The 22,350-nt window shown below is 69.9% G+C and carries 20 protein-coding genes and 1 pseudogene; 7 read left to right on the top strand and 14 right to left on the bottom strand.

From position 1 onward, the window contains the following. Positions 1-258 precede the first annotated feature (258 nt). Both IE207_RS33630 and IE207_RS31855 read left to right on the top strand, forming a co-directional pair. Positions 259-579 (top strand): hypothetical protein, encoded by a 321-nt coding sequence (locus tag IE207_RS33630; RefSeq protein ID WP_229874224.1) that lies wholly within the window; start codon positions 259-261, stop codon positions 577-579. A gap of 110 nt (positions 580-689) precedes the next feature. Continuing rightward, entirely contained in the window at positions 690-2,141 is a 1,452-nt protein-coding gene (locus IE207_RS31855; protein WP_190187812.1) for a PepSY-associated TM helix domain-containing protein, read from the top strand. Between the two features lie 68 nt (positions 2,142-2,209). On the opposite strand, the gene IE207_RS31860 is transcribed toward IE207_RS31855, so the two are convergent. From IE207_RS31860 to IE207_RS31870, 3 genes are read right to left on the bottom strand one after another with little or no spacing between them, the layout of a single operon-like run. Next, positions 2,210-2,953, bottom strand: a complete 744-nt coding sequence (locus tag IE207_RS31860) for a DJ-1/PfpI family protein (protein ID WP_190187813.1) — start codon at positions 2,951-2,953, stop codon at positions 2,210-2,212. 50 nt (positions 2,954-3,003) lie between these two features. Continuing rightward, positions 3,004-4,689, bottom strand: a complete 1,686-nt coding sequence (locus IE207_RS31865) for a class I adenylate-forming enzyme family protein (protein WP_190187814.1) — start codon at positions 4,687-4,689, stop codon at positions 3,004-3,006. Next, the gene (locus IE207_RS31870; protein WP_190187815.1) at positions 4,686-6,482 is read right to left on the bottom strand and encodes a CoA transferase; all 1,797 of its coding nucleotides are present in this window, start codon (positions 6,480-6,482) and stop codon (positions 4,686-4,688) included. The genes IE207_RS31865 and IE207_RS31870 overlap by 4 nt, the downstream gene beginning before the upstream one ends. A gap of 152 nt (positions 6,483-6,634) precedes the next feature. On the opposite strand from IE207_RS31870, the gene IE207_RS31875 reads away from it, so the two are divergent. After that, positions 6,635-7,843, top strand: a complete 1,209-nt coding sequence (locus IE207_RS31875) for an acyl-CoA dehydrogenase family protein (RefSeq protein ID WP_190187816.1) — start codon at positions 6,635-6,637, stop codon at positions 7,841-7,843. Here IE207_RS31875 and IE207_RS31880 read toward each other — a convergent pair. Both IE207_RS31880 and IE207_RS31885 read right to left on the bottom strand, forming a co-directional pair. Continuing rightward, the gene (locus IE207_RS31880) at positions 7,830-8,915 is read right to left on the bottom strand and encodes a sugar ABC transporter permease (protein ID WP_229874225.1); all 1,086 of its coding nucleotides are present in this window, start codon (positions 8,913-8,915) and stop codon (positions 7,830-7,832) included. The two genes, IE207_RS31875 and IE207_RS31880, sit on opposite strands and share 14 nt — an antisense overlap. Next, positions 8,912-10,135: an MFS transporter gene (locus IE207_RS31885; protein ID WP_373304808.1), complete on the bottom strand. Its 1,224-nt coding sequence runs from the start codon at positions 10,133-10,135 to the stop codon at positions 8,912-8,914. Before IE207_RS31885 ends, IE207_RS31880 begins: the two co-directional genes overlap by 4 nt. A 230-nt stretch (positions 10,136-10,365) precedes the next feature. On the opposite strand from IE207_RS31885, the gene IE207_RS31890 reads away from it, so the two are divergent. From IE207_RS31890 to IE207_RS31900, 3 genes are all read left to right on the top strand, one after another. Further along, complete coding sequence (locus tag IE207_RS31890; RefSeq protein ID WP_229874229.1) at positions 10,366-11,124, top strand: hypothetical protein; 759 nt, start codon at positions 10,366-10,368, stop codon at positions 11,122-11,124. Between the two features lie 143 nt (positions 11,125-11,267). Further along, positions 11,268-11,966 (top strand): sigma-70 family RNA polymerase sigma factor, encoded by a 699-nt coding sequence (locus IE207_RS31895; protein WP_190187828.1) that lies wholly within the window; start codon positions 11,268-11,270, stop codon positions 11,964-11,966. A 371-nt stretch (positions 11,967-12,337) separates the two neighbouring features. Next, positions 12,338-12,796 carry a hypothetical protein gene (locus IE207_RS31900; protein WP_229874231.1) on the top strand — a complete coding sequence of 153 codons (459 nt, stop codon included), beginning with the start codon at positions 12,338-12,340 and terminating at the stop codon, positions 12,794-12,796. Between the two features lie 291 nt (positions 12,797-13,087). On the opposite strand, the gene IE207_RS31905 is transcribed toward IE207_RS31900, so the two are convergent. From IE207_RS31905 to IE207_RS31935, 7 genes are all read right to left on the bottom strand, one after another. Beyond that, positions 13,088-13,669, bottom strand: a complete 582-nt coding sequence (locus tag IE207_RS31905; protein WP_190187818.1) for a hypothetical protein — start codon at positions 13,667-13,669, stop codon at positions 13,088-13,090. A 60-nt stretch (positions 13,670-13,729) separates the two neighbouring features. Next, the gene (locus IE207_RS31910) at positions 13,730-14,557 is read right to left on the bottom strand and encodes a barstar family protein (protein WP_229874233.1); all 828 of its coding nucleotides are present in this window, start codon (positions 14,555-14,557) and stop codon (positions 13,730-13,732) included. Positions 14,558-14,660: 103 nt separating this feature from the next. Beyond that, positions 14,661-15,494 carry a transposase family protein gene (locus tag IE207_RS31915; protein ID WP_190187819.1) on the bottom strand — a complete coding sequence of 278 codons (834 nt, stop codon included), beginning with the start codon at positions 15,492-15,494 and terminating at the stop codon, positions 14,661-14,663. A 132-nt stretch (positions 15,495-15,626) separates the two neighbouring features. After that, positions 15,627-16,022, bottom strand: a complete 396-nt coding sequence (locus tag IE207_RS31920; RefSeq protein WP_190187820.1) for a hypothetical protein — start codon at positions 16,020-16,022, stop codon at positions 15,627-15,629. Between the two features lie 50 nt (positions 16,023-16,072). After that, the gene (locus IE207_RS31925; protein ID WP_190187821.1) at positions 16,073-16,582 is read right to left on the bottom strand and encodes a hypothetical protein; all 510 of its coding nucleotides are present in this window, start codon (positions 16,580-16,582) and stop codon (positions 16,073-16,075) included. A 387-nt stretch (positions 16,583-16,969) separates the two neighbouring features. Continuing rightward, on the bottom strand, positions 16,970-17,542 hold the full coding sequence (locus IE207_RS31930; RefSeq protein WP_190187822.1) for a YceI family protein: 573 nt from the start codon (positions 17,540-17,542) through the stop codon (positions 16,970-16,972). A 641-nt stretch (positions 17,543-18,183) separates the two neighbouring features. Continuing rightward, a complete protein-coding gene (locus IE207_RS31935) occupies positions 18,184-18,543 on the bottom strand; it encodes a UBP-type zinc finger domain-containing protein (RefSeq protein ID WP_190187823.1) in 360 nt (119 codons plus the stop codon). A 145-nt stretch (positions 18,544-18,688) separates the two neighbouring features. Here IE207_RS31935 and IE207_RS33640 point away from each other — a divergent pair. Further along, positions 18,689-18,856 (top strand): annotated as a pseudogene (locus tag IE207_RS33640) (helix-turn-helix domain-containing protein); the annotation flags it as partial. 4 nt (positions 18,857-18,860) lie between these two features. Here IE207_RS33640 and IE207_RS31945 read toward each other — a convergent pair. Continuing rightward, a complete protein-coding gene (locus IE207_RS31945) occupies positions 18,861-20,717 on the bottom strand; it encodes an NACHT domain-containing protein (protein WP_190187824.1) in 1,857 nt (618 codons plus the stop codon). Positions 20,718-21,024: 307 nt separating this feature from the next. Beyond that, a protein-coding gene (locus IE207_RS34370; protein ID WP_444545004.1) for an IS630 family transposase occupies positions 21,025-22,096 on the bottom strand; the annotation gives its coding sequence in 2 pieces (ribosomal slippage) (positions 21,025-21,630 and positions 21,632-22,096; 1,071 coding nt in all). Between the last annotated feature and the right edge of the window lie 254 nt (positions 22,097-22,350).

The raw sequence follows: 22,350 nt of genomic DNA on the forward strand, positions 1-22,350 counted from the left end.
CCTGTCTCTTGGCGCCGCGAGCCATGTCCTGGCCGGCGGACAGCTGCCCGACGCGGCGAGCACGGTCGGGCTCTTCGCCGCCCTGAGCCTCGTGTGCGGTCTGCTCCTGGGCGGGCGTCCCCGGCGTTTCGAGACGACGACGATCGCCTTGGGCGTCGTCCAGTTCTCCCTCCACTTCGCCTTCCACTCGCTGTCCGGCGGGGACCACGGCGGACCGGGCATGTCTTCCGGACAGCAGGCCACCACTCCATGGCCGGCATGGGCCACGCCTCCTTCATGCACCCGGGGGCGGACATGGCCGGCATGGGTCTTCCCGGACACTCCATGACTTCGGCCATGACCCTGGCGCACGGGCTGGCGACGCTCGGCACCGCGCTGTGCGTGATCTTCGGGGAGCGGATCCTGCGGCGTCTCGCCGCCCTGCTGCTCCCCTCCCTGTCCCCCGGTGCGCTCCCTGCCCTGCCTGCCGTACCGGAGCGGCCGCGGCTCGCGCCCGCCCAGCCCGCAGCTCGTCGGTTCGGTGTCCTGCTCGCCCGGACGTGCCCCAGGCGCGGTCCTCGTCCGGCGATGTCCGCCTGATCACTCGCACGTGATCACGACACCCGCCCCCTCTGGGGGCGGCTTCCCCGCACCGGCCCGGCGACGCCCGCCCCGGTGCGGACACGCGTACATCGATCGGAGAAACAGGCATGTCTTCAACCACCGAACAGGCACCGGACAGACCGGCGGCCGCAGCCGCCCCCAACCCGGCGCCGGCCGGGCGCTCCTGGCGGGGCGTACGGGCCCAACTCGTCCGGCTGCACTTCTACGCCGGGGTGTTCGCCGCCCCGTTCCTGCTCATCGCCGCCCTGACCGGGCTCGCGTACACGTTCACCCCGCAGCTCGACCAGGCCGTCTACGGCGACCAGCTGCGCGTCGAGAAGGTCGGCGAGGCGCCGCTCCCCCTGGCGCAGCAGATCGCCGCCGCGCGCAGCGCCCACCCGGAGGGCACCCTCGCCTCCGTCGTCACCCCGGCCGGTCCGGAGAACACCACGCGCGTCGTCCTGTCCGTGCCCGAGCTCGGGGAGAAGCAGCGCACGGTCTTCGTCGACCCCTACACGGCGAAGGTCCAGGGCGAGCTGACCACCTGGTGGGGGTCGACGCCCCTCACCACCTGGCTCGACGACCTGCACCGCAACCTGCACCTGGGCGAATTCGGCCGTCTCTACTCGGAGGTCGCCGCGAGCTGGCTCTGGGTGCTCGTCGCCGGCGGTCTCGTCCTGTGGATCGGCCGCAGCCGGGGCCAGCGGGCGAAGTCCGCCCGCGGCGTGCTGCTGCCCGACCGCGGGGCCCGCGGAGTGCGTCGTACCCGCAGCTGGCACGCCGCGACCGGCGTGTGGCTGGCGCTGGGCCTGTTCTTCCTCAGCGCGACGGGCCTGACCTGGTCCCACTACGCGGGTGACCGATTCGGCCAGCTGCTGGACGCGGTGAAGGGGCACCCCCCGGAACTCGACCCGCTGCTTCCCGGTGCGCAGCCACCGGCCGAGGACGAAGGCGGGGAGCACGCCGGGCATGCCGGGCACGGCGCGGCAGAGGAGAGCGCCAAGGTGGACCCGGCCGGCTTCGAGGCCGCCCTCGCGGTGGCGCGCAAGGCCGGGCTGGGCGGCACCGTGTCGGTGACGCCGCCGGAGAACGCGTCCAGCGCTTGGGTCGTGGCCCAGAACGACAACACCTGGCCGGTCCACTACGACAAGGTCGCCGTGGACACCGCCAAGGGTGAGGTGACCTCCCACACCCGGTGGGCGGACTATCCGGCGCTGGCCAAGCTGAGCAAGCTCGGCGTCCAGGGCCACATGGGCGTGCTCTTCGGGATCGTCAACCAGATCGTGCTCGCTGCGGTCGCCATCGGCTTGACCCTGGTGACGGTCTGGGGCTATCGGATGTGGTGGCAGCGGCGTCCCACGCGTGAGGACCGCAAGGCCGCCTTCGGCAAGGCGCCCGCCCGCGGCACCTGGCGGCAGCTGCCGCCGGTGGTGCTCGTCGTGGGTGTTCCGGCGGTCGTCGCCCTGGGCTGGGCGCTGCCCGTACTCGGGGGGACGCTGCTCGGCTTCGTCGTCGTCGACGTGGCCGTCGGCCTGGTCAAGCGGTCCCGGACCGCCTGAGCAGGAGGGGCGGGAGGGCATCCTGAATGCCTTCCCGCCCCTGTGGTCTCCCGTACGCGGTTGGCTCCCTATCGGGACCAGACCGTGCCTCGGGCCTCGTACTCCAGCATGGCTTCCACGCTCGTCGCCGTGTCCGGCCCGAGTTCGCGGCATACGAGCCAGAGGGCGAGCTCCAGGCCGGAGGTGATGCCTCCGGCGGTGACGAGGTCACCGTCGTCCACGACCCGCGCGTTCTTCAGTACCCCGCCCTGCTGTTCGAGGTCGGGGCGTGCCTTGTGGTGGGTGGTGCAGGGCCGTCCCCGGGTCAGCCCGGCGGCGGACAGCAGCATCACGCCCGTGCACAGGGCGCTGATGGTGAGGCCGGTGCGGGGTGCCGCGGCCAGCGCCCGTGGCAGGGTGCCGCGTCGGATCTCGGCCCACACGCCCGGGTCCTCACGGCGCGCGTATCCGCCGCCCGGTACGACGATCACATCGGCCTCGTCCGGGGCCCACTGGTGCGCGACTTCGATCCGCGAGCCGTACGAGGCGCGGACGAAGCCGGGGCGCGACGTGGTCACGTAGCGGACTTCCACCGGCCGCCCGGTGAAGAACCGTGCGGCTGAGAAGACCTCGTACGGGGCGGCGAAGTCGAGTTCCTCGACTCCGTCGAACATGACGATGTGGACGCGCAGGGGGCGGTTGGCGGGGGCGGAGGGCCGCCCGGCCGCGGTGACGGTCGTCGCTGCTGCGGCCGGTGCGGTTCCGGCGAGGCCGGCGACCGCGCCGGTGGCGCCGATCGCGGTCGAGGCGCGGAGTAAGTCCCTTCGGTTCATCACGTGCTCCTGCTCAGGGTCGGGCCAGTGGTCGGAGCGGGCTTGACCAGTCAGCTGGCCTGTGCGAGCGGCGGTCCGGGGTCGGCTGCCGGGGTGGCCGGCAGATCCGCGGTCAGTCGTTCGCGGAGGGCGGCGCGGTCGGGCTTGCCGGCCGGGGTCAGGGGCAGGGCGTCGACGACGAGGAGGCGCTCGGGGTGCTTCTGCCGCTCCAGGCCGCGATCGGTCAGGTGGGCGCGGAGTTCTTCGAGGGTCGGGGTCTGTCCGGAGCGCGGGACCACGCAGGCCGCCAGTCGTTCGCCCATGAGCGGGTCGGGGACACCGACGCAGACGACGTCGCATACCTGGGGGTGGGAGCTGAGTTGGCGCTCGACCTCGGCGGGGCTGATGTTGGCGCCGCCGCGGATGACGATGTCCTTGAGGCGGCCGACGACGTGCAGGACGCCGTCGGGGTCCAGGTAGCCGAGGTCGCCGGTGCGGACCCAGCCGTCCGGCGTGCGGTAGCGGGCGTCGAGGTCGGGGGCGGCGACGTAGCACAGCGGGGTCATCGGGCCGCGCGAGATGATCTCCCCCACGGCCCCGCCGGGCAGCGCCGCGTGGGTGTCGGGGTCGGCGATGCGGATCTCCGCGACCCGCGGGTCGGGGTGGCCGGCGACGACTCCTGTGCCGTCCGTGGGCGGGACGGTGTGGGCGAGCCCGGTGTGGCAGTTGACGCCGTCGGCGGAGCCGTAGAGGTTGACGACCGGGCAGCCGAACGCCTTGGCCGCGGCCTCCGCCGTGGTCTCGTCGAGCGGTGCCCCGCCCATGACGAGGGCGGTGGGCACCGGCAGCCGTTCGCCCGTGGCGTCGAGGCGTTCGAGCATCATGCGGATCATGGTCGGCACGCCCAGGACGTGGGTGGGCTCGTGCTCGCGCACGGCCGCGAGGGCTGCGTCCGGGGTGAAGTGGTCGAGCAGGACCAGGGTGCCGCCGTGCCGCGCGAGGGTGACAGCGGTCCCGTTGGACCCGAAGGCCGATGCCAGCGGGACCAGGAACAGGCAGCGGGGCGGCGTGCCGTCCGGGATGAGGGAGGCGAGGAAGTTGCCGCGGCCGCCCGCGAGCGCGTTGTGCGAGTAGGCGATCATCTTCGGCTCGGCCTCGGAGCCGGAGGACACCAGGATGCGGGCCGCGCTGTCCGGGTCGGGGCGGGCCGGTACGAACGCCTGCGGGTCGGAGCGCATGAGCTCGGACCAGGCCGCGGTTCCCTCCGGTGCGGCCCCGGGGCCCACGGCGACGACATGGCGCAGGGCCGGCATGGACCGCGAGAGCGCGAGCAGGTCGGCGGCGTGGTGGAAGTCCCGGTGTTCGACCGCGGCGATGACGGCGACGCCCTCGGCCCGGCGCAGCAGGCATTCGGCTTCCAGGACGCCGCGGCCGACGGGGAAGGGAAGGGCGACGGCGCCGAGCGCGGCCAGGGCCAGGTCGGCGATAACAGCGTTACGGTTGTTGGGCAGTTGGACGCCGACCACGTCGCCCGGGCGTATGCCCAGGCCTCTGAGGCCGACGGCCAGACATCGGACCTTGCGGTCCAAGGCGGTGTAGCAGAGCTTGCCCTTGGCGTCGAGGACGGCCGTCTGGTGCAGGTTCGCGATCTGGCGGGCCCGGAAGAGGCTGTAGAGGTCGAGGTCTGGGCAGGTGCCGTCGACCACCCACGAGCGGCGCAGTTCGGCGGGCAGCAGGTCGTGCAGTTCGACGGTCATGCGAAGCTCCAGGGGTCGCAAACGGCGGGGGCACCGTGCGCGTCGCGGCTGATCGAGCCGGCGAAGCGCGGGTCGTGGTGCAGGTCGGACAGGTCGGTGGTGACCGCGGTGGCGGTCAGGCCGAGCGAGCCCAGCCGGGCCAGGGCGTCAGAAGTGCTCAGATCGCGCAGGTCGTGGGCGGTGGCGGCCGGGGCAGTGTCGTCGCAGGGGGCGATCCATCCGTCCGCCGTGGGCAGGGGGTGGCGGAAGCCGGCCGGGAGGCGCGGGTTCTCACCGCGGGCCACGCGTGCCAGGGCGGGAGCGGTGAGGGTGTCGGCCGCGCCGAGAAGTGAGGAGTCCACGCGGACACCGCGACCGGTGCGCTCCCTCAGCAGCAGCCCGGCGAGGACCGCTTCGGCGCCGTGCAGGCCGCCGAGGACGTCGAGCAGGGTCATGAGGGACGGGGCCGGGATCTCGCCCTCAGGGCGAACGGCCTCGCCGACCCCCGTCCTGGCCTGGACCATGAAGTCGGTGCCCATGGGGGCGTCGGCGATCCGGTCGGCCCAGCCGCCGGTGTACGCGTACACCAGCGCGGGATTGATCCGTGCCAGGTCGTCGGAGTCGAGGCCGAGCTCGGCGGCCTTGCCCGGCGCCCAGTTGTGGAGGAAGACGTCCGCTTCTCCGGCCATCCCCCGCAGGGCGCGGCGGTCGGCCTCGGACTTGATGTCGATCTCCACTGCCTTCTTGCCCCGGTTGAGGGCGAGCCAGCGCGCCGAGATCCCGGAACACGCCGGGGGCATGCCGCGCAGCGGGTCGCCGCCCGGCGGCTCGATCCTGATGACCTCGGCGCCCAGCAGGCCCAGCAGATGCGCGGCGAGCGGAGCCTGGATACGGCGGCCCGCCTCCAGCACCGTCAGACCGGCCAGTGGCAGCACCGCATCAGGAGACATTTGGCCGGCCGAGGCGGCCCGGAACGACGTGGAGAGGCCCTCGGTCCCCAGCGGCCGGAGGGACCAGGGCGGGGCGCCATCGGCTTCGGCGAACCGCTCGGCGAGGGTGTGCAGGACGCACACCTCGGCTCCCGAAAGGGCCGCGGCCTGCCGGATGCGGGCCAGGGGGTGCGTCCGGGTCACGGTGTGGAGGGCCTGGGGGAAGGGGGCGCAGGCGGTGGCGTAGCGGAACTGGAAGGGGCGCCAGCCGGCCCGCATCGCTTCTGCGGGGGCGTCCAGGGCCCGCCAGAACGCGGCCCACGCCCCTGGGTCGAGCGTCTCCAGCTCGAAGAGCACTCCCTCGGAGGAGGTGAAGGGCGGTCCGCCGGGCGCGAGTTCCGCGGCTTCGCCCTCGTCCGCTCCGGCAGCGGCCAGGTACTGCGACACCGCGAGCAGCCCGGCGCGGTCCGCGCTGGTGGTGACGTGGGTGGCGGCCATGCCGCGGGCCTGGCCGACCAGTCCGGCGAGCAGCCCCTGAACGGCCAGGACGCCGGTGGCCGTCGCCGCGTAGTCGGCGGCGAGTCCGCGCGGGCTGCCGTCGCGCCGGCCGTGGACGGCCATGACGCCGGTGGCAGCCTGGACCGTGGCCTCATCGACGACACTGCTGCCGGGACGGCCCCAGGTGACGGTCGCGTGCGCGGTGTCGTACCCACCGCCAGTGAGCGTGATGGCACCGGACGCGTTCTGCTGCCCGGTGGCTTCTCCCTGTGCGCCGAGCAGCCGCAGGTGCTGTGCGACGACGCTCGTGATCTGCGGGGGGCCCGAGATGCTGAGGCTCAGTGTGTCGAGTGGCCGGACCGTCTGCGAGATTGCCGGTGACGCCATGCCTCTCCTCTCCCGGCGCGGCGGTGGCCGTCGCCCAGGTCGTGCGGAAAACGCGGAACGCGGGAACTCGGGAGCCTCCGCGCCCGACCAGTTCCACGGACAGACAGTCGGACAGACGTTCCCGTGAGTTCCCGGGAATCAGGAGGAACACGGTGGCCGGTTCACGCACGACAGATGACGCGGCTCCCCAACCCAGCGGCGAGCTGACGGAGTTGAGGGAGCGAGTCGGGCGTTTCATCCGTACCCGGGTGATCCCGCAGGAGCCGGTCCTCGACGCCGGCGGGCCGGCCGCCGTAGCAGCTCTGCAGGAACTACACGCCCATGCCCGCGCGGACGGGCTGTGGGCGCTGCCCCTGCCCGCCGAACTCGGTGGCGGCGGGCTGCCCTTCTCCGCGTACGCGCAGCTCGCTGAGGCCGAAGGTGCCAGCGACCATGGACCGGCCGCCCTGGGTTCCGCTCCGCTGCTCGACGTCACCATGCTCGCGCGGCATGCCGGAAGCCGGATCCGGGAGAGGTACCTGGAGCCCTTGGTCGCCGGCGAGATCCGTACCTGCTACGCGATGACCGAACCCGACGTGCCCGGCACCGATCCCTTCCTCACCGGCACCCGGGCCGAGCGCGAGGTGGACGGCACCTGGCGGATCACCGGACGTAAGTGGTTCACCTCCGGGGCCGCGACCGCGGACCTGGTGACCGTGCTGGCTCGGACCAGCGGTGCGCCGGGCGACCGCGGAGGGCTCTCGCTACTCCTCGTCCCCACCGACTCCCCCGGCTTCCGGATCGTCCGAGAGCTGCCCGTCCTCGGGGCGGCGGGGCAGTACGAGATCGAACTCGACGGCGTCGGCGTGTCCGGCGACCACCTGATCGGTGCCGAGGGCGGGGCGCTCGCCATCGCCGGGGAACGGCTCGCGCTGGGCCGGACGCTGCGCTGCCTGCGCTGGCTCGGCCAGGCCCAACGTGCCTTCGACCTCATGTGCGAGCGGGCCGCCACGCGCAACGGCTCCCGCGGGCCGCTCGCGGGCCACCAGCTCGTGCAGCAGCACGTGTTCGATGCCCTGCTCGCCCTGCGCACCACACGGCCCCTGGTCCACGAGGCGGTGGCGCTCATCGCCGCCGGACAGGACGCCCGTACCGAGGTCGGGCTCGCCAAAGTGGCCGCCGCCCGGATGCTGCAACAGGTCACCGACTCCGCCATCCAGGTCCACGGCGCCGCCGGGCTCGGCCCGGACACCGCCCTGCCCGCGCTGTTCCGCGGCGGACGGGCCGCCCGCATCCTCGACGGCCCGGACGAGCTCCACATCACGGCCGTTGCCCGGCGGATCCTGCGCGGCTACGGCCCGTCGGTGGTCACACCCGGGTGATGTCGACGAGCCCGTCCAGCGAGGCGAGTCCCAGGGCCAGGAAGAAGTCGCCCCAGACGAGCTCGTGGCGTACGGCGAGGCCCTTGCCCGCGTCGTAGCAGCCGTCCAACAGCATCCCGGCCGGAAGCCCGTCGCCCTCGCGGGAGAGGTGGGCTTCCGCGAGCCGGCTCAGGATCGCGACGCCCCGGTACGAACACGCGTCCGTCCAGGCACCGGGGACCCTGGCGAGCTTCAGCAGGGCGACCGCGGTGATCGCCGCGGCCGAGGTGTCCAGAGGCCCGTCTGGGTCGGCGCCCTCGGCCGGTGGGATCAGCCGCCCGGTCACCACGTCGCCCTGAGCCATGAGCCGCTCGGCCGCCTCCACGAGGTTTGCCGAGCTGTGTGCAGTGACGTCCGGCCGCAGGAGGGCGTCGGCGATCGCGAGGAGCAGCCACGCCCGGCCACGGCTCCATCCGGGCCTCGGTTCCTCGAGCGGACTCCACGTCCCGTCCGCTTCGTCGAACTGCCAGGCAGGTGGCCGCGGATCCCCGGTGCGGCCGAGGCAGAGGCCGAGGTGCCGGTCGAGGTGGGCGGCCGCGATGGCTGCCCCGGCCGGACCGGCACGAACCAGGAGGGGCACCATCCCGGGCACGCCGTCCACGCGGGCCAGCATGCGGGGGCCGCCGAAGGCGCCGCCCCAAGGGACGATCCCTGCCTCGGGGTCGAAGTCCTGGAGGCAGGCGCGCGCCGCCCGGCCTGCCAGTGCGGTCGCTTCTTCGTCGCCTTCGGCGAGAGCGGTCCCGTACCAGAGGATCAGTCCACGGGTCGCGGTGTCAGCACCCGTCCAGCCCTCCAGTCGGGCAGTGCATTCAGCGGCGGCGCGGCGGTCGGCATCGTGCCCCGAGTAGCGCGCCCGCAGCCACAGGAGCCCGGCCCAGAAGCCTCCGGCCCACGAACCGCGCCCGGTGGTCGTCCACGAGCCGTCCCGGGGATCGGCATACAGCGGAAAGCGAGCGCCCACCTGCGCACCGGTGGCCACCACCCGTGCCATCACGGCCGCCAGCGCCCTGTCGGCCCAGTCCGTGGAGCTCACGCGCTGTTCCCCTTCCGGTCCTGGCGGTCCTGACGCGCCCAGAGGAACGCGACGGCTCCACCCACGGCGAATTCCGCGGCCACCAGCAGCCAGCCCGCCCCGTACCGGCCGTGCTCCGCGAAGAGACCGAAAAGCGGTGGACCGATCGCGAACCCGGCGAAGAACCCGGCCGCGACGAGCGAAGAGTCCCGACCGGCCCGCCCGGGCTTCGCGCGCTGCATGACCAGCACCATGGACACAGCGTTGCCGGAGACGGCGAACACCCCTACCGCCACAGCTCCGAGCCACACCAGCGGACCCGCCGATTGGGCGGCGGCCAGCAGGACCGCGGCCCCCAGCGCGCCCCACGCCAGCCACCCCGGCAGCCATTCGGCCCGCCCGGGAACGGCCGCCTTGGACCACCCCACCCGGCCGACGATCCCGGTCACGCCGAGGACCGCCACGAGGGCACCGGCCACGGTCGGGTCCATCCCCAGTCGCTGCACGCCGTACAGCGACAGATAGGTGTTTACCGAAGCGATTCCGGCACCGAGGAAGAGCGAGAAGACGACCAGCCAGGCCACCATCCCCCGCGGAACCCACGATGCCCGGGGCGGCGGCGCGGACGACGGAGCATCGGCCGGCAGCGACCGCACCGCCCACAGGGCCGCCAGCAGCGCGGCACCCGATGCCGTCCAGACCGCGACCCGCCAGCCCGCCCCTGCGGCGAGCGCCGCGAGCGGCAGACCGGCCACGAACGCGCCCCACTGCACGCCCGACTGTTTCAGGCCCGTCACGGCGCCCCGCCGGGCGGGGGGAACCGCGGCCAGTACCGCCTTGTTGGTGGCGGGGTTCGCCAACGCCTGCGGCACTCCGCCCAGCGCGACCGCCCCCAGCAGGACGGCGATGCCCGGAGCGGCGGCGATCAGGGCCAGGGCGGCAGTCGAGACCAACAGGAGAAGAACCAGTGAGCGCCTTGAGCCGATACGGTCCACGATCCGGCCCCCCACCGGGGACAGAACGGCAGCCGTCCCGAATCCGATCGTCGTCGTCAGCCCGAGAACGGCAGGCGATATGCCCATGTCCGCCACGAGACGCGGGCCCAGCGCCCCCATCAGGAACAGCTGCAGCATCGAGAACGCCATGGCGCACGTGAGGAGCGCGGTCAGCCGTCGCCTTGCCCAACCGTCCAACTCCACCGACCCCGGAGCGACTTGCGCTGCCCCCACAGAAGTCCCCATTCTCCGGATGTTGCATAAGCGGCCCGACTGGGAAGGCAGTCGGGTGGCACGGCCCTCCGGTTCCCGTTCCCTCCTGTGCCGTGCGCCACAACCGACCGGAGCCAGTCGTACCAAGGGCGAGGACGAGGACTTGTCGTGAAGTGCGCACCCCCCTGCCCTGCCCGGAAACCCGGTGCGAAGATGAACGCGCCATGAAACCGGGCCACTGTTCCAGAGCCGCACGGGCTGCGATGTTCGCAGCCGTCTGCGTGCTGCTCGCGGCCACCGGCCACATCCTCATGTCGGGCATGGCCGTCCCCTGGTGGGCGCTGCCGCCCGCCTTCGCCGGGACGATCGCAGCGGCCTGGACCCTGGCGGACCGCGAGCGGGGACTTCTCGCCGTCACCAGCGCGACAGTGGCCGTCCAGGCGTTGCTTCACGCCGGTTTCACCCTGACCCAGTCGCTGATCCACCCGTCCCTGCCGGCCGGCAGCTCCTTCACCCGGCAATGGGCCGCGTACCTGACGTGCGGCGAAGGAACTGCGGACCTGTCGGCCCACGAAGCCCTCAAAGTCGTCCATGACGCGGGACTCGGCACACTTCTGTCCCAGCCGCCACCGGGCCCCGCGATGACGGACACCCACGCCATGCACGGCATGCACGACATGCACGACATGGCGTCAACGGCGGCCGGCATCGGCATGCCCGCCACCGGCCACGACATGGCCGGCATGTCCCCGACGGGCATGCTGGCCGCACACCTGCTCGCCGCCGTCCTGTGCGGCCTCTGGCTCGCCTACGCGGAACAGGCGGCGTTCCGCTTCCTGCGTGCCGTCGCGGGCTGGTTCTGGACCCCTCTGCGGGTCCTCTTCCGCCTCCTCGCGCCGACGACACCGCACCTTCCCCGCATCCACGTCCGCCGGTCCCGCCACCACCAGGCACTGCCGAAACTCCTCCTCGCCCACTCCCTCACCTCACGGGGTCCGCCGACGGGAACCGCTGTCCTGTGACAGCCGGCTCCCCGAGCGAACGCTGACGGCAACGCGCCGTCGCGCCTCGGGCATCGGCCATGCCCTCCCGCTGGCCGTACCCCCTTCACCGGCCCCGCCGTGCGCGGCGCCGGACTCCCTTCACCCATGAGGATTTCGTGGCGATGACTCCTGCCCTGCCCACCCATGCCCGTACGGCCGACCCGAAGACCTCCCGGCCCACCAACGGCTCCGAGGAGGCGGTCACACGGCTTGCCCTGGACGCCCGCGACGGCGACCCCGTCAAGGCCGACCGCTTCGTACGCGCGCTCCACCGCGACGTCTGGCGGTACGTGGCCTACCTCAGCGCCGACACCCAGGCTGCCGATGACCTCACCCAGGACGTCTTCCTCCGCGCTCTGGCCGCCCTCCCCCGCTTCGAGGGCCGCTCCTCGGCCAGGACCTGGCTGCTGTCCATCGCGCGCCGCACGGTCGTCGACAGCATCCGCCACGCCTCCGCCCGCCCCCGCCTGTCGGACCAGCAGGACTGGCAGACCGCCGCCGAGCAGGCCCAGCCCTACGGCGTCCCCGGTTTCGAGGACGGGATCGCCCTCGCCGAACTCATGGCGGCCATACCCACCGAGCGCCGCGAGGCCTTCGTCCTCACCCAGCTCCTCGGGCTGGGCTACGCGGAGGCCGCGACCGCCATCGGCTGCCCCGTCGGCACCGTCCGCTCCCGCGTGGCCCGGGCCCGGCTCAACCTCATCGCCCTCCTGACGGACACAACCCCGACGACCACCGCGCCGGAACCGCGGCTCCCGGCACAGGCCGGTCGCGACACCGGCGCAGCCCAGGACCGCGTCCTCGCGGCGTCACGGGCGTGATGCCGGCAGCCCTGCGGTCACCCCACGCACCGCAGCATTGACCGAACCTGCACCGCGGGGCGGCCCTGGTCTCGGCCAGGCGCCGCCCCGATGCCGGCTGTCCTGCCGACACACGATCCTTCAGTGCACCCGTCGGGCGGGATGCGGCTCCTCAAGGCCGTCTCAGGCAGGACGAGTAGCGGCTGTTTCCGGTCAACATGGTCCGGACGCAGTGAGACACAGCCGGACTCAGGCGGACAGAGGCGGACGCGTCGGGACGGGATGTGCGGGGTTCCGTCTGGCCGGTCTGCGCCCGCCACTCGTTTCGGCCGGGGCGTATTGCGCAACACTTCTGGTCATGCCGAGCTTTCAGCAGAGGAAGGCCGTGGGGGATGCCCACGAGAAGCGCAGAAGAACTGACCGCGCGCGGATGGTCGGTCAACGCGTGGGGACAGGGAGTCCTCACCCAGCCGATTCAAGCCGCGCTCCGCAAAACCGACAGCTCCCTCCGGTGGACTCCCGACCTCCTCGCCGCCAGGGACGACCACCTCGCGATGATCGACTGCAAGAGCAGCATGACCAGCCGCTCGACCCGCCGCCACGCGATCGAGCGGGCTGCGGTCCGCTCGCACTTCCATCTCGTCGCGTGGACCGAACTGCCCATCTACTACGTGTTCGACAACCTCGACGTGCTGACTCCGTACGACGCCCTCACAGCGGGACAAGCCGGCCCCCACTCGATCTCGGGTTCGGGAGCGCCGTACCTGCTCGTGCCTGTAACACTGTGCCGCGCCTTCGACTCCACGTTCGGCCTGCCGAAACGCCCGCCCGTCGCAAGCGACGCTGCCTGAGACCCGCACCGCACCAAGACCGCCACTCGAAGGCGCGGTCTGGTTCACATTCGCACGGGACGGCGGCAGCGCTGCCTGCTCCCCGGTGGACGTTCGGCGCCACCTGAAAATGCGACGACGCTACGCACGCAGGTCCAGAGAAAGTCGTGCAGCGCCACGTCCAACACCTCTTCACCCAAGGGGCTGTTCACGACGGGTCATGAGCAGCGAGCAGTCATAACCCCTGGAGATCGTTTCCCGGCTGGCCGTAGATCACTCCCCGGCAGTGGGCAGCTTGCACGAAATCGCTCATCACACGTAGTTGATGGGGCATTGCCGCCGAAGCGAGTGTTCGGCAGCACGGAGGTAAAGCGCCGCGTAGTACGCGGCGTCCAGGTCCTCGGCCCAGGGGCCGGGGTGGCTGACGGCGGCCGCGGCCGCGGCCGGACTGTCGAACCAATTGCCGAGATCGAGGTTGTCGCAACGGTGCGGAACGTGCGGCGGCAGAGCGAGCTGGACGACAAGACGCTTCGCTGCCCTGAGCGTGCGATGGGCGCTGAGGACGGTCGTGTTCTCGCTGTAGCGAGCTGGCACGGGAAGGGTCAGGCAGTCCTCGAAGTCGACGGATACCAGCAGGTCCCATCCGAGCAGTGCGTCGTAGAAGTCCTGCGCGTCCGACTGAGCGCGGCAAAGATCCTCAAATGTCTGTATCGGCCGGTACATCTTCTCTTCGAACGACATTCCGGACTGTGGGACGAACTGCACTGCTGCCGGCGGGGGGCAGGACGCGAGGCCGCGCTTGGAAAGTTCGGCGTCGAGGGCCTGGGCAGTGGGCCGGAGAATGTCCTCGTCCAACCAGTCGTCGGCGTCGACGCTGCATACGTAGATTCCCATGCGGTGAATCTACGTTCCGGCTCGGACAGTGCGGCGCTCGGTGGGGACCCGCAGGCCCCGTCAGCCTCGTGGGTTGGCGTCCAGCCATTCGTCGCTGTTCCACATGACGGGCATGGCACCGACCGGGTCGAATTGGATGTCGGGGTCGTTGCTGTGGACCAAGCAGATCAGCCGGCGCTGAAGTACGGCTGCCTGACGGGCTCGGTCGGCGATGATGTCGAGTACGACTTGCGCCGCCCGGGGGCAGGCGGCTGCGAATCGGTCGTAGTCGGTGAAGGTGAGGACCAGTCCCGCGCCTTCCTCTGAGTCGTCGTAACCGCCGTAGCAGGCGACGTCGCCGAGGCAGTCGTTGAGTGCGTCAAGGTTGTGTCCGTAGTAGTCGGGGAACTGCAAAGCGGCGGCGATGGCGCGGTGCATGTGCTGCTCCGTGCTCCATTGGCCTGCTGCCAGCCGGACGACGCGGAAGTCGCGGTCTTCGAGACGCTGCACGGCCTGGTTGAGGAGCAGCTGGCGCCGGAAGAGGGTGACGAACGTGTTGCCCATGTACTCGATGCCAGGGAAGCGGGCCTTTGAGGTGTTCGGCGTCGGCTTCAAAGCGGCGTGACGGCGGTAGTCGTCCAGGAGCTGGAAGAACTCCGCCATCGGAGTGGATCCGTCCGGGGTGTTGCGTTCGATCTCTGCGGCCCAACCGAGGGAGCTGGACATGTCGTGGTGCTCATGCAGCCACTGGGTGAAGTGGTCGTCGGGCCAGAAGGCAAAGGGCTCGTCGATGGAGTGCACGCTCAGTGCGACTCGGTAGCCGACGAGGAACGACTCCAGCTGGATCAACGAACCACCGGGCAGCCGCATGCCGGGGCGGAGGCGGATCTGCTCCAGGAAGTCGTACACGGAGCTTCCGCCAACTTGAAGTAGCAGGTCAAAGGGCTGGTGTGACCGGTTCTCGGGGTACTCGTGCTGGTCACGGGCGACTGTCTGAGCAGTAGATCGTCCGTCAGCGGTTGATTTCGAGGTTCGTCAGGACGACCAGAGCGCGCAGGAGGCGGGTGGCGCGGGCGGGGTCGGTGCGGAGCTTGGTGAGGATCCGCCAGTTCTTGAGGTGGGCGAAGCCGTGCTCGACGGGTGCCCGTCCGACGGCGAGGACGCGGTTGGCCTCCTTCTCGCCTCGAGTGAGCTTGTGGGTACGGGTGGCGATGTAGCCGGTGACGATCACGGGGTCGAGGATGTCGTTGTCCAGGCCGCGGAAGCCGAGGTCCGCGAGAGCCCCGAGGCCGGCGGCGCGCAGGTGGGCCAGGATGTGGTCGTGGCGGGCGGCGGTGTTGTCGTGGGTGCGGCCGGGACGGGCGGCGGATATCCAGATCAGTCGGCCCTTCTCGTCGGTCAGGGCGAGGAAGTGCAGGCCGTGGCTGCGGTGCTTGCCGGAGTAGTTGCGCCGGTCGGCCTTGCCGGTGCGGCGCTGGGTGCGGATGAGGGTGCCGTCGATCAGGACCACCTCCCCGCCCTGCTTAGCGACCTTCTTCAAGGCGCGGTCCAGGCGCGGCGCCTGGGCGGCGACCAGCCCGATCAGTTCGTCGCGCCAACGGCGGACGGTGGACTCGGACACGTCGTTTCCGCCGGCCATGTCGCCCAGGCACTGGTCGTGGCGCAGTACTGCCAAGACGATCACCGCGATCTTCCCCGGCGGCAGGATCCACCACCTGGACCCGATCGCCTTCAGGTGGCGCCGCAGCAGATCGGCGAGGTGGTTGACGGTGCGCGTGGACAGCGGCAGGCGGCACTGGTAGACAAGCGGGCAGGTGTCCTCGGCGCGCTCTTTGTTATTCGTCACACAATTCCAACGGCCGCCGGGGGCACTCCGGTTACGCCAGCTCCGCACTGCTTGCTGCTGCTGCGTACCAGGTCACAGACGGGTGGCGAACCGGCCGTCGGGTTGTTTCCGCAGCCAGACGCGGTCGGTCAGTCAAAGAAGCTTCCCCCGCAGCGGCTCCAGCTTGCTCTTCGCGCTGATGTCCACTCCCAGCATCTCGCCGACCCGCCGGGCCATGACCGGCCCGGCGGCCTGCCGCACGGCGGCGAGGATGCGCTGGTAGTCCGGCGGGAGCACGGTGTCCTCCACGCCCGGCTCGCGGTGCGGGATCAGCATCACCGCCCGACCGCCCACCTGCCCAGGCACCGGCGTGGCCGAGGCTCGCTCCTCAGCGAGCTGTTCGCTCATCCGCTCGAGGACCTTCTCGGCGACGGCGAGTTCGTCCCGTTCGGCCCGCACCTCGGCCAACTGTCTGGCCAGCCACCCTTCGAGTTCGTCCAGTTCCGCGCGCCGCGCGGTGATCCGTTCCAGCAGCTCGGGATCCAGCATGCACCGGATCGTAGAGGGCAGCAGGACAGCGGCGGGTACGAACGGGACGGTCAGCTGCCAGCTTCTGCCCCCGACCGCTTGTTCAGGAAATGCTTGGCCGCCTCGACTGCTTCCCGGTTGAGTTCGTCGAGGGAGACTCCCCAGCTCTCCTCCCAGCCGTCCAGGTTGTGCGCGCAGTGGACAAGCGGTTCGAGCTCTTCGGGGTAGCCGAGGTCCTCAGCGATGTTGGCCCAGATGAGCCAGGTACCCAAGGCGGGATCCAGGGTTCTGTCGGCGATCTGACCGGCGACCCAGTCGGCCATCGCCCACTTTGCCGCCCGAGGATCGGCGGGAGGATGGAACAACAACCCCAACTCCTCCAGCACCTGGTCGAAGAGTGCTGGCGCGTCAGGCTCTTCGCTGCGGAGGAGGCCGGCCAGCATGGCGAGAGAGGGGCTCTCAACCCCAGCAATCAGTGCGTCCAGCCCTGCCTGGATGAGCCGGTCTGACCCGACGTGCCTGTCGAATGCCCTCTCCCGCGCGATATGGCTGAGCTGCTTGAGGGCGTCGTCCTGGGTCATCGGAGTCTTCTCGGTCGGCATATGGAAGAAGAAGGCTCGCACACCAGCCGACACGGCTGCACCGTGTTTCCCTTCGAACTGACTGCCCTGACGGACGATCTCCTTCGTAGACTCCCGCCCACGACCAGCACGAGTACCCCGGGGACCGGTCACACCAGCCCTTTGACCTGCTACTTCAAGTTGGCGGAAGCTCACTGATCAGCACTCCTCTCACTGCGGCCATTGGCACCCAGGCTGCCCACCTCAGCGACAAGCCGCCACAGAGAACCCGTCCGCCAGCACAACAAGCCAAGCCTCTTCACCCACCATCGTCCGAGACCTGCTGCCGGCTTCAGCGATTGCCGCCCGCTATCAAGCTGTTCGGCTCGCAAGCCGAGCTGGTCGTGCTCAGGCGGCCGCTTCGATGGGCTCGAGCACGGCCTCGACGTCGACCACGACATCGACCATGGGGCTGACGACCACGCCGCCGCGGTCGACCACATCGTTCCAACTCACCCCGAAGTCATGTCGATTGATACGCGTCGTGGCGGCGAAACCGGCGCGTCGCCTGGGCCCGAGATCCCGCCCCTCCTCCCACCAAGGCGTATCCCACTGTCCCAAGTAGGTGACGTCAAAGGTTACGGGGCGCGTCACTCCACGTACCGTGAGATCTCCGGTCACCTCGAACTCGGTTCCGCTCACCTGGTGAATACACGACCCGACGAATGTCCACATCGGGTGGTGCTCGACATCGAAGAAATCAGCACTGCGGAGGTGCGCGTCGCGCTGGGGCTGACCGGTATACACCTGGGTCGCATCGACCGTCACCTCGACGCGAGCGTCCTCCGGCTCGTCGGGATCGACCTCCAGCAAGCCGTGCACGTTCTTGAACTGCCCGCGCACGTAAGTGACCGTCATGTGTCTGGCGCGGAACTCCGCCGCGGTATGACCGGGCTCGAAGAACCATTTGGTCATGGCCATGTGCGCCCCTGTTCTACCCCTTCAAATAGCCCTGACCCTATGGCGGCCACGGAGCGCGTAAGGCAGTGCTGGGGGCCGACGTGCTCGCGGTGTGTCACCGGTGTTCGTTCAAGCCGTCGGCGATGAGGGACTCGCCGATACCCAGCATCCAGACGTCCTTGGCCAGCGCGGTTCCCTGCTCGGTCGGGCGCAGGCTGGGCTGCCTTCCTGCCGCATCCCTGGCGTAGGCAGGTAGAGCCCGAGGGTGCCAACGGAGAATGCGGTGAGCGCAACCCCGGCGAGAACGACAGACACGACCGGCAGGAGCAGTGTCGTGGCAATCGCGAGCTCCCCGGCGGAGAGCAGCCGTACGAATTTCTGGGAGTCGTGCCTGCCCAGGAACGGGTAGGTCGTGGCGGCGAGCTGCTGCAGCCTCGCGGCGGTGGCCTCGTCCGCACCGAGTTTCGAGAGCCCGGAGTTCAGGAAGAACGCGCCGACCGTGAGCATGAGCGGAAGTTGCCGTGCTGCGGAACATCGTGCCCAACCGGATACCATGCCGAGCCTCCCAACATTGGCCTCAGATACCACCCTGCCATCCGTTCGAAGCATGTCAAACGGGGGCCGATTCTCCCCCACCCGCTGGCCCCGGAGCTCGGAGCAGGTCAGTGCAGGTGAAGCTGCCAGTCCGCCGGGACTTTGCCCCGCGGCCCCGGGGTCGGCTGCGAGGCCGGGTGTGAGGTCGGCGGTGCCAGTGGCGGGCCCTCGTAGTACTGCTCGGTCTCGATGTTCCAAAACCAGGACTCGCCGGGTTCGAAGCTCGTCAGGAAGGCGTGCCCAGCCATCCGGGCATGCTTCGAGCCGTGCTGCGAGGGCGAGGAGTCACAGCATCCGATGTGCCCGCACGCTGCGCAGCGCCGCAGGTGGAACCACCAGCCGGGTCCATCGCCTGCCAGACACTCCACGCACCCGTCGCCACTCGGCGGCGCAGTGAGATCAATACCCGGGATCTGCTCCTGAGGCATGCGCTGCGCCTCCCTGGCGAGGTCGCTCGGACGCCGTTTCGGACGGGGTTTCGGCACCTGGAGCCGAAGCCGGGACGGTTACTGACCTTGTAGGCGTGGGGTCGTGGGGGCTGACAGCTGGCGATCGTCGCGGTATGCCGGAAGCATGAGGTATCCGCAGGGTGGGGGTCTGACCGCCGAGAGGCAGGCTTTCCGCGAACGGATCCGGATGGAAGCGGCCGGGATGTTCGTCAGCGGTCTCAGCAATGGCGTGATCGCAAAGGAGTTGCGCGTCAGCGTCCGCTCAGTTCAGCGGTGGCGTCGATCGTGGCGCTGCACTATTGATTGCCGCCCGCCGCTTCCGCGTTTGCGAGGTGATCCTGAAGCTCGAGGTGTCTGAACTGGTAGGCGTTCCCGGCAACCCGAAGTAGACCTGCGTCAGAGGCCCAGGCGAGGAACCGCCCGAGGCGCCACGGTAGACGTCGGCGTGTGCAGAGTAGTGTGGCAACGTAGCGACGCCAGGCGGCGGCCCAGACAACCCCGCCAAGAACACCACCGCTACCCAAGAGCACCAGCAAGATGATCAGACTGCGATAATAGTTGGGGTGAAACCCCCGTTCCTTTAAAAGGCCCCAGGTCACGATGCTCAGGACAAGGCCGGCCGCGGCGCTGACACCGACCAGAATCCCTGAGCGTAGATCTGCCCGAACAAGGGCGTTGGGGCCCGTATTAGAAGCCGTAGTTTCCAGGTTGCGCCGAAGGCCAAAAGCACAGCCTCCGATCAGGGCGACCGGGAAGAGCAAGCTACAGCCCAGCACGACGTCGGAGGCAGGGGAATACGTGTTGGGCAGGGTCACGGCCAATGAGAAGGCAAGTACTGCAACGAAGCCTACAACGACTGGCCCGATGACTGCTCGCCTTCCCTCCTGCGTGCGGAGACGTCCAGGCGTGATGCTTTTGGGTGTGGGCCAGACAGTTCTGGCCGAGGCGACGATCCAGCTGATGGCCAGCAATGCCAAGACTACGAGCCCCAGGGCTAGCCTGTGGTCGTCGATGGCCGCGGGCACCATCGAGTACACGAAGGCCAGTCCGACGGTACTGCTTACTGCCATGTCGGCTACTCGGGCACGCATCCCTGCGATTGGCCAGAGCCGGTGCAGAACCAGGTCGGTGCTGGACAGCACGTGGCCGCCCACAGTGCGGCGTTCGCGGGCGTTCTGGGTCAGATATCGGGCGAGGAGCCCGAGCCAGCACCCGACCTGCTCCGGTCCGTAGACACGATTGCCTGCACGCTCGTGCAGTTTGGTGGCGGCGGGCAGGAACTGGTCAAGGAGTTGGTTGCGCAGCGCCTCTGGGTCGGTGAAGCGGAGCAGTTCGGTGGGGTGGCCGTTGGCTTCGTAGACGGTCACCGCCAGGGTGAGCAGCCAGGGGGTGGAGAGGATATGGGCGGCTGCTCCTTGCGGGTGCTGTCGTGCGATGGCAAGCACCGGCTGCCAGTCGTCGGGGGCCAGAGCGCGAGCGGCGACGAAGCGCTCTGCCTGTTCGGCCGTCACAGATGACACGACGATGCGGGCTGAGTCGGTCAGGCGGATTCCTGCTGAGAGCGTGTCGTAGGTGGTAGTGCGGCAGGTCACTACTAGAGGTGCCTTTTGGCGGCCGACTTGGTACTGGTTGAAGGCGGCCAGGGCTTCAGCGGCACGGCACGGTCCGGCAACGCTCACTCCGCCGTCCATTTCGTCCAGGCCGTCGAGTACCGGCAGGATGCAGCGTCGTTCGACCAAGCGCTTGGCTGTTGCCTTGCTCAGCTGGTACGTATCTACGAGCTGGTCGCTAAGCCACCTGTCCAGGGGCTGAGTGGTGTCCCAGCCAGCCAGGGCCATGCGGACCGGGACAGGTTCGCCGACTTCTCGTATCTCAAGCAGGCCCAGCATGAGTTCGACGGCCAGGACTGTCTTTCCTGCTCCGGGGGCTCCGGTGATGAGCAGCCGCCCGGGCTGAAGGCGGCGGTAGTAGTCGCTGATCTCGCTCAGATTCCCAGCGGGCTCGGCACCAGCAGCTGCCCGGGAGGGTGGGGCCCGAAAGCAGAAGGCAACATTGATCGGCTGGTTGTCGCCGCCCAGCAACTGAGTCCGTTGCGCCAGTTCACTGGCTTCTACCACTTCGGCAAGCTTTCGGGCTGCTTGGACCACGTCCACATCGGCCGACGGTTTGAGTGCCTCGCTGCTACACCGGCCACGGGCAGCAGTCCGACCACTAGACCCATCAGGCCTAGTTTGTCGGACATGGCCAGGTTGCCGCTGATGAACGTGATCACGGCCCAGACACACACAGCCAGGCATGCCGAAGCTAGCAGCAGCCCGCTTGTGTAACGGACCCACTCTCGGTTGAGGGCACCTCTCACCCCGCACAGCATGCCCTGCCTGGACCGGCCAGCGCAGGAGCGCCGCGCGGAGCTACTGGTTGCCTCGCCGAAACCGGACTCAGACGGACGACAACACGCCCTCAACCTCGTGTCGTGAGTGCGAGGCCGGTCGCGGTGAGGCATCCGTTGATGACGTCGCTGCGGTACTGGATCTGGCGGAGGCCGTGTCGTAGCCAGCGGATGAGGTGGTCGGGGTCGGTGAAGGCGGTGTTGGCCTGGCTGGTCCGGCGAAGGATCGACCAGATGCCTTCCACAGGGTTGAGGTCGGGGGCGTAGGGCGGCAGGCGGTAGGCCGTGATCCAGTCGTGGGCGTCGATGAACTCACGCATGCGACGGTCCTTATGGACGTTGAGGTTGTCCCAGACGAGGACGATCGGTCCGCCGAGCTGCTGGTGGGCGGCGATGAGGAGGTCGCGGTACTCGGTCCAGGCGAAGCTCTTGCGGCCCCCGTTCTTGTGATCGGTGTGCCGTTTGGGCCGGTAGACCAGGCGGGAGCGTTCGCAGGGTTTGTAGCAGCACAGGGCGGCGACGGAGAAGCGTCGCTGGGAGCGGCCGAGGACCCGGATAACCGGAGTGGTTCCGCGTTTGCCCCAGGTGCGTGAGGTCGGCGGCGTCATCGAGAATCCGGCTTCGTCTTCGAAGACGATCCAGGCTCCGAGCGCCGCCGCGGTGGTTCCAGGTGCGCCACACGTCCTTCACCCAGCAGGCGACTACTGTCTCGTCGCGTTCGACGGCACGGCGGGCCGGAACCTGGTGGCTCCAGCCGTGCCTGCGCAGCATCTGGGAGATACCCGACAGCGTCATGCTCTTGTGGAAACGTCGGCCGATCAGGGTCTTGATCCTGGCCAGCGTCCATCTCTGATCGGGCCAGCCGTGTGCAACCGGGCCTCTGGCCAACTCGTCCTCGAGCGCGGCGAACAGCACATCGCTCAGCTTCGGCCGGGACGCCGGGCCACGGGAACGAACCGCGTCCTGACCAGCCTCCCGCCAGGCCCGCCGCCACCGCTGCACCGATCTGACGCTGACCCGTAACTCCTTCGCGATGCCCGTGCTGCCCCGCCCATCGACGAACATGCCGACCGCTTCCATCCGGACCCGCTCACGGAACACTCGCCTCTCCGCGGTCAGATCCCCACCCTGCGGATACCTCATACCTCCGGCATACCACGACGATCACCAACCGTCAGCCCCTACGACAACCTGCCTTCAAGCTCAGTAGACCCCTTCCTCCACCGTAATCGGCGTGGATCAGGTTCGCAGGCCATGGCAGCAGGTCGGTGCAGCGGACCCGCCGCTCCTCGTCTTCGTGCACAACCGTCCGTGGGACAGCTCTGGACTCCGACTTAGTACTCCAGCAGCGTTTCGCTATCTGGCCTGGTCAGGAGGGCGCGTCGGGAGTGTAGTGG

This window comes from Streptomyces cirratus (genome assembly GCF_014650775.1).
Taxonomy (GTDB): Bacteria; Actinomycetota; Actinomycetes; order Streptomycetales; family Streptomycetaceae; genus Streptomyces; species Streptomyces cirratus.